Source organism: Frateuria sp. (assembly GCF_013362045.1).
In the GTDB taxonomy this organism is placed as follows: Bacteria; Pseudomonadota; Gammaproteobacteria; order Xanthomonadales; family Rhodanobacteraceae; genus Frateuria_A.
Genome location: NZ_JABFWW010000208.1, coordinates 21628 through 28224 on the forward strand (window position 1 = coordinate 21628; position 6597 = coordinate 28224).

The 6597-nt window shown below is 69.4% G+C and carries 5 protein-coding genes; 2 read left to right on the top strand and 3 right to left on the bottom strand.

From position 1 onward, the window contains the following. Positions 1–31 precede the first annotated feature (31 nt). Positions 32–610 (bottom strand): TetR/AcrR family transcriptional regulator, encoded by a 579-nt coding sequence (locus HOQ08_RS09910; RefSeq protein ID WP_291193897.1) that lies wholly within the window; start codon positions 608–610, stop codon positions 32–34. 154 nt (positions 611–764) lie between these two features. Here HOQ08_RS09910 and HOQ08_RS09915 point away from each other — a divergent pair, with 154 nt between their 5' ends. Together HOQ08_RS09915 and HOQ08_RS09920 are read left to right on the top strand one after the other, a co-directional pair. Beyond that, positions 765–1652 carry an alpha/beta hydrolase gene (locus tag HOQ08_RS09915; RefSeq protein ID WP_291193900.1) on the top strand — a complete coding sequence of 296 codons (888 nt, stop codon included), beginning with the start codon at positions 765–767 and terminating at the stop codon, positions 1650–1652. Position 1653: 1 nt separating this feature from the next. Next, positions 1654–4134, top strand: coding sequence for an acyl-CoA dehydrogenase (locus HOQ08_RS09920; protein ID WP_291193903.1), 2481 nt, complete (start codon positions 1654–1656; stop codon positions 4132–4134). Between the two features lie 206 nt (positions 4135–4340). Here the strand turns inward: HOQ08_RS09920 and HOQ08_RS09925 are convergent, their stop codons facing one another. Both HOQ08_RS09925 and HOQ08_RS09930 read right to left on the bottom strand, forming a co-directional pair. Next, positions 4341–5231 (bottom strand): CPBP family intramembrane glutamic endopeptidase, encoded by an 891-nt coding sequence (locus HOQ08_RS09925; protein WP_291193906.1) that lies wholly within the window; start codon positions 5229–5231, stop codon positions 4341–4343. Positions 5232–5327: 96 nt separating this feature from the next. Further along, a partial coding sequence (locus HOQ08_RS09930; protein WP_291193909.1) for a peptide chain release factor 3 occupies positions 5328–6597 on the bottom strand: 1270 nt, incomplete at its 5' end.

The following is a 6597-nucleotide window of genomic DNA, read 5'->3' on the forward strand; positions in this document are numbered from 1 at the left end:
CATGCGCGGCTGCGCCCCCCGAAAGGCCTTATCAGGCAGGAATCAATGTCGCGATCATGTGTTCCACGTAGGCGTCGAAGTCCTCGTGGCTGATGCGCGGCAGGCCCAGCGTGAAATTGAGCTGCAGGAAGCCGACGTAAGCGGCATAGGTCAGCCGCGCGCGGTTGAGCGCCTCGGCAGGCGGCAGGCCGGCCTCGCGGAAGGCGGTGGCGAGGAACTCGGTGCGCCGTTGCGAGACCCGCGCCATCACCGGCACCACCAGCGGGTGGTCCAGCGCCTTGAGCAGGGCGGCGTAGACGCGGTGCGGCTGCAACTCGTGGGCAACGCGGCGGAACAGTTCGGGCAGGCGTTCGCGCGGATCGGGAATGGCCTCGATCTGCGCGATCACCTCGCGCTCGCCGTACTGCTCCCAGCGCTCCAGCGCAGCCTGCAACAGCGCCTCGCGGGTGCGGAAATGCCAGTAGAAGCTGCCCTTGGTCACGCCCAGCCGGCGCGCCAGCGCTTCCACCGCCAGCGCGCCCACGCCCTGTTCGGCGATCACGTCGAGGGCGGCGTCTTCCCAGTTCTCGGCGGACAGGCGCGTGCGTTCGGGCTTGCTGCTGGCATTCATTGGCGCATGGTAGCGCTTGTGGGAGGGCGGGCGACAGGCGCGGGCAGGGCCGTGCGGGGAGCGGCCGGCGAGGGTGCGGCGCTGCCGCAACCGGGAAGAGACAGGCGCGGCTCGCGGTTGACGGCCCTCCGATCGGCGATCCATACTCAAGCGTATGGTAACCGCCCGCACCGCTGCCTTCACGAGCCACGACGGCCTTGCGCTGGCTGTCGACGTGTGGGGCGCCGGCTCGCCCACGCTGCTGTTCGCGCACGGGTTCGGCCAGACCCGCGGCGCCTGGAACGGTGCTGCCGCTGCACTGGCGTCCTTGGGCTGCCGCTGCGTGAGCTTCGACTGCCGCGGCCATGGCCAGAGCGATCGCATGGCGGGCGGCGAATACCACATCGAGCAGTTCGCCGGCGATCTGCACGCGCTGGCGCTGGCCCAACCGGAGCCGCCGATCCTGGTCGGCGCCTCGATGGGCGGCCTGCTCGGGCTGGTGCTGGCGGGCGAGACACGGCCGGCGCCGTTCCGCGCACTGGCCCTGGTCGACATCACGCCGCGCTGGGAAGCGGCCGGCGTGGAGCGCATCCTGGCCTTCATGCAGGCCCATCCCGAAGGCTTCGCCGATTACGCCGAGGCTGCCGAGCGGGTTGCCGCCTACCTGCCGCAGCGACGCGAGCGCAAGCGCGAGGACCAGCTCAAGCCATTGCTGCGCGAGAGCGCCGATGGCCGCCTGCGCTGGCATTGGGATCCGGCCTTGCTGGATGGCGTGGTGCGCGAGGCCGAGCGCTACCAGCCGCGCCTGCTCGAAGCGGCTTCTCACGTGGACGTGCCGGTACTGTTGCTGTCGGGCGAACGCAGCGACGTCGTCTCGCGCGAGACCGTCAACGAATTCCTGAGGCTGGTGCCGCATGCGCGCCACGTCGATGTGCCCGGCGCCACCCACATGCTCGCCGGCGACGCGAACGACGCGTTTACGCACCAGATCGCCGCCTTCGTCGAAGATGTTCTCCCCGGCGGCGCCAGGCGCCGGCCGGCCATTCCGCAAGAGGTGTCCTGACATGTCCGTGTTCCTGACCCTGCTGGCCGCGTTCGTGGCGACCGGCGCCTGCGCCTACCACCGCACCAGCCTGCGCACCTGGGCGATCGCCACGGTGGCCGCCACGCTGGTGGTCGGCCTGCTGGCCGGCGCTCGGGCGACCATGATCGTGCTGCTCGCCATCGAACTGCTGATCGCCGTGCCGCTGCTGCTGCCGGACTTCCGCCGGCGCCAGGTCAGCGCGCCGCTGCTGAAGCTGTTCGCGCGCGCCACGCCTACGCTTTCGGCCACCGAGCAGACCGCGCTGGAGGCCGGCACGGTCGGCTTCGAGGGTGAGCTGTTCTCGGGCAAACCGGATTGGCAGCAGCTGCTCAGCCAGCCCAAGCCCGAGCTCAGCACCGAGGAGCAAGCCTTCCTCGACGGTCCGGTGGAAGAGCTCTGCGGCATGATCGACGACTGGCAGATCACCCACGAGCTGGGCGACCTGCCGCCGGAGGTCTGGGAGTTCATCAAGAAGAACAAGTTCTTCGGCATGATCATCCCCAAGCAATACGGCGGCCTGCAGTTCTCGGCGCTGGCGCACTCGGCGGTGCTGCAGAAGCTGTCGACCGCATCGGCGACGGTGTCCTCCACCGTCGCGGTGCCCAACTCGCTGGGGCCGGCCGAGCTGCTGCTGCACTACGGCACCGAAGAGCAGAAGAACCACTACCTGCCACGCCTGGCGGTGGGCGAGGAGATTCCCTGTTTCGCGCTGACCGGCCCGTACGCGGGCTCCGATGCCACCTCGATCCCCGATTACGGCATCGTCTGCAGGCAGTTGGTCGATGGCGTCGAGACGCTGGGCGTGAAGCTCACCTTCGACAAGCGCTACATCACGCTGGCGCCGATCGCCACGGTGGTTGGCCTGGCCTTCCGGCTGTACGACCCCGACCACCTGCTGGGCGACACCGAGGACCTCGGCATCACCCTTGCGCTGCTGCCGCGTTCGACCCCGGGCCTGCAGATCGGCCGCCGCCACTTCCCGCTCAACATCCCGTTCCAGAACGGCCCGATCCACGGCAAGGACGTGTTCGCGCCGCTGTCGACCATCATCGGCGGCCCGCAGATGGCCGGCCATGGCTGGCGCATGCTGGTCGAGGTGCTCTCGGTCGGCCGCGCGATCTCGCTGCCCTCCAATGCCACCGGCGCGATGCGCGCTTCGGCTGCGGCCACCGGTGCCTATGCGCGCATGCGCAAGCAGTTCGGCCTGGCGATCGCCCGCTTCGAGGGCGTGGAGGAGGCGCTGGCGCGCATCGGCGGCCTGACCTACGCCACCGCGGCGCTCTCGCGTGCCACCGCCGCCGCCGTCGATCGCGGCGAGAAGCCCGCGGTGACTTCGGCGATCGCCAAGTACCACGCCACCGAATGGGCGCGGCAGGTCGCCGGCGACACCATGGACGTGCACGGCGGCAAGGCGGTACAGCTGGGCCCGAAGAACTACGCCGCGCGCGGCTGGGAGAGCGTGCCGATCGCGATCACCGTGGAGGGCGCGAACATCATGACGCGCAGCCTGATGATCTTCGGCCAGGGCGCGATCCGCTGCCATCCGTACGTGCTCAAGGAGATGCAGGCGCTCTCGATCGCCGACTACGGCGAGAAGCTGCGCACCTTCGATGGACTGCTGTTCGGCCACATCGGCTTCGGCATTTCCAATGCCGTGCGCAGCCTGGTGCTGGGCCTCACCGGCGCCTCGATCGGCCAGGGCGCGGGCGATACCTACACGCGCCGCTTCTACCGCAAGCTCGACCGCTATTCGGCCGCGCTGGCGCTCACTGCCGACGTGTTCATGGGGGTGCTGGGCGGCAAGCTGAAGTTCAAGGAAAAGCTCTCGGCGCGACTGGGCGACGTGCTGTCGTATCTCTACATCGCCAGCAGCATGCTCAAGCGCTACGAGGACACCGGCCGTCCGGAAGTCGACCGTCCGCTGCTGGCGTGGGCTTTCCACGAATGCATGTGGCGCACGCAGATGGCGCTGGACGGCGCGATCCGCAACTTCCCGCTCAAACCCGTCGGCTTCCTGCTGCGCGTGCTGGTGTTTCCGTTCGGCCGCCGCGAGGTGCCGCCATCCGATCGCCTGGGCCGGCGCGTGGCCGCCATCCTCACCGCGCCGGGCGAGGCGCGCGATCGGCTGGTCGACTGGGTGTACCTCACGCCCACGTCGCACAACACCATCGGCCGCATGAACGCGCTGCTGCCCGACGTGATCGCCGCCGAGCCGGTCGAGCGCAAGTTCGGCAAGGCGCTCAAGGCGGGCCAGTTGCATGCGCACGAGTACGAGGGCCAGCTCGCCGAAGCGGCGCGCCAGGGCGTCATCAGCGAGGCGGAAGCGGCGCTGCTCAAGCGCGTGCGCGATGGCGTGGCCGAGTTCATCGCGGTGGACGACTTCGACGCCTCGGAACTGGGCGCCAAGGTGACGCGCGCGGACCGCGAGCGCGAGGCCGAGCGGCAGAAGCGCATCGCCTGAGCAAACCGGACTGGGTCATCTTCCGCGCGCCGGGTCCGCGCGCCCTCTCCCCGAAGGGGGCACGGCTTGTGGAAAAGTGGTTTTTACCGGCGGCTTTTCCCGACAGATGCGTTGTCGGTTCGCATCAGCGGACGGGTTCGGCCAGACTGGCGCCGAGCTGGCGGCAGCCCGCCATCAGCACGGGCTTGTGGTCCGGCGCGCGGCAGTCAACGGCGCCACGCGGGCGGCACCAGGCTGCCGCGACGCAACGCCACCGCCAGCAGCACCAGCGACACCAGCGAGCACAGCGCCAGCGCCACCACCGAAGCCTCGGCGCCGAATACGCCGCCGCTCAGCCAATCCGGTCCGCTGCGCGTGGAAACCAGCCAGCCGTCGGCGCGGGTGCCCGAAACCGGAATGCCGTAGACCGTGCCCTGCACGAAGTTCCATGCCGCGTGCAGGCCCATGCAGACCCACAGCGAACGGGTCAGGTGGTAGATCAGGCCGAACAGGATGCCCGCCTCGATCGCGATCGCCAGCCCGGCCCACAGCGTTGCGCCCGGGTTGTTCAAATGCACCGCGCCGAAGAACAGCGCCGAGACCGCCAGCGCGATCCAGCTGCCCAGGCCTTCCTCGACCACGCGGTAGAGCACGCCGCGGAACATGATTTCCTCGCCGATGCCGGCGCCCAGGCCCACCGTCATCAGGGCGGCGAGCCAGTGCGCGCCCGGGTTCGTGCCCACCACGTGGTAGCTGCCCAGCAGCCACAGCACGCCCACCACCGCGCTGAACAACAGCACCCCCGCGAGCAGCCCGAGTGCACCCTGCGGCACCAGCCGGCGCAGCGACAGTTCGCGCACCGGCCGACGTTCGATCAGCTTCACCAGCAGCAGGTAGGCCAGCAGCGGTCCCGCCGCGCGGAAGACCAGCTCCCGCAGGCCCTTGCCGAGCGGCGTGGTTGCGGGACCCATGGCGTGCGTGGCCAGCCCGTACAGCATGCTCAAGGCCACGAACAGCACCACGAAATACACGATCCGCGCCAGCGGCGAAAACACCAGCCAGCGTTGCCAGCGCGGCGCGGCCGCGGGCGCGGTGAAGGCGAGGCTACCAGCGTGCATGCGATTCCCCCTTGATTGGTGGCGGCACGCTAGCAGCGGCTCCCAGGGTGGCCCCAGTGGAAGAGGTCATGCGCAGCCCAGGCCGGGTGCTGCCGCTTATACCTCGACAGAGGCAGCGTGCTCGCGCGTGGCGGAGAATCGCACCTGCGGCCAGCGCTCCTGCGCCAGCTGCAGGTTGACCCGCGAGGGCGCGAGGTACACCAGCTCGCCGGCGGCGTCGATGCCGAGGTTCATCGCGTTCTTCTCGCGGAACTCCTCCAGCTTCTTCGCATCGTCGCAGTGCACCCAGCGCGCGGTGGCCACGCCGACGGTGTCGAAGGAGGCGTCCACGCCGTATTCGTCCTTGAGGCGATAGGCCACCACGTCGAACTGCAGCACGCCCACCGCGCCCAGGATCAGATCGTTGCTCATCAGGGGGCGGAAGAACTGCGTGGCGCCCTCCTCGGATAGCTGCGCCAGGCCCTTCTGCAGCGCCTTCATCTTCAGCGGATCGCGCAGCCGCGCGCGGCGGAACAGCTCCGGCGCGAAGTTGGGGATGCCGGTGAAGTGCACCGGTTCGCCCTCGGTGAAGGTGTCGCCGATGGAGATGGTGCCGTGGTTGTGCAGGCCGATCACGTCGCCGGGGTAGGCGCTCTCGACGATCTCGCGGTCGCTCGCCATGAAGGTGAGCGCGTTGGCGATGCGCACTTCCTTGCCGGTGCGCGCCTGGATCATCTTCATGCCGGCCTGGTAGGTGCCCGAGCACACGCGCATGAACGCCACGCGGTCACGGTGCGCCGGGTCCATGTTGGCCTGGATCTTGAACACGAAGCCGGTCAGCTTGTCCTCGTCCGGCTGCACCTCGCGGCCGTGCGTGGCGCGAGGGCGCGGCGAAGGCGCGTGCTCGACGAAGAAGTCCAGCAGCAGCTGCACGCCGAAGTTGTTCACCGCCGAGCCGAAGAACACCGGCGTGAGCTTGCCCGCCAGGTAATCGTCCAGGTCGAACGGATTGGAGGCGCCCTGCACCAGCTCCAGCTCGTCGCGCAGCTCGGCCAGCGCCTCGGCGCCGATCGCCGCTTCCAGGCCGGGTGCGTCCAGGCCCTTGAAGATGGTCGAGTCTTGCCGGGTGAAGTTCTTGCCCGGCTCGAACACGTGCACCTCGTCCAGCAACAGGTGGTAGACGCCCTTGAGCCGCTTGCCCATGCCGATCGGCCAGGTCACCGGCGTGCAGGCGATGCCGAGTACCGACTCCACCTCGTCCAGCAGCTCGATCGGCGAGCGGCCCTCGCGGTCGAGCTTGTTGATGAAGGTCATGATCGGCGTGTCGCGCAGGCGGCACACCTCCCTCAGCTTGATCGTGCGCTCCTCCACGCCCTTGGCGCAGTCG

What these genes read in the sequence shown, in the direction of transcription:
- HOQ08_RS09910 (WP_291193897.1), bottom strand. Translation starts at nt 610, where the DNA reads ATGAATGCCAGCAGCAAGCCCGAACGCACGCGCCTGTCCGCCGAGAAC.
- HOQ08_RS09915 (WP_291193900.1), top strand. Translation starts at nt 765, where the DNA reads ATGGTAACCGCCCGCACCGCTGCCTTCACGAGCCACGACGGCCTTGCG.
- HOQ08_RS09920 (WP_291193903.1), top strand. Translation starts at nt 1,654, where the DNA reads ATGTCCGTGTTCCTGACCCTGCTGGCCGCGTTCGTGGCGACCGGCGCC.
- HOQ08_RS09925 (WP_291193906.1), bottom strand. Translation starts at nt 5,231, where the DNA reads ATGCACGCTGGTAGCCTCGCCTTCACCGCGCCCGCGGCCGCGCCGCGC.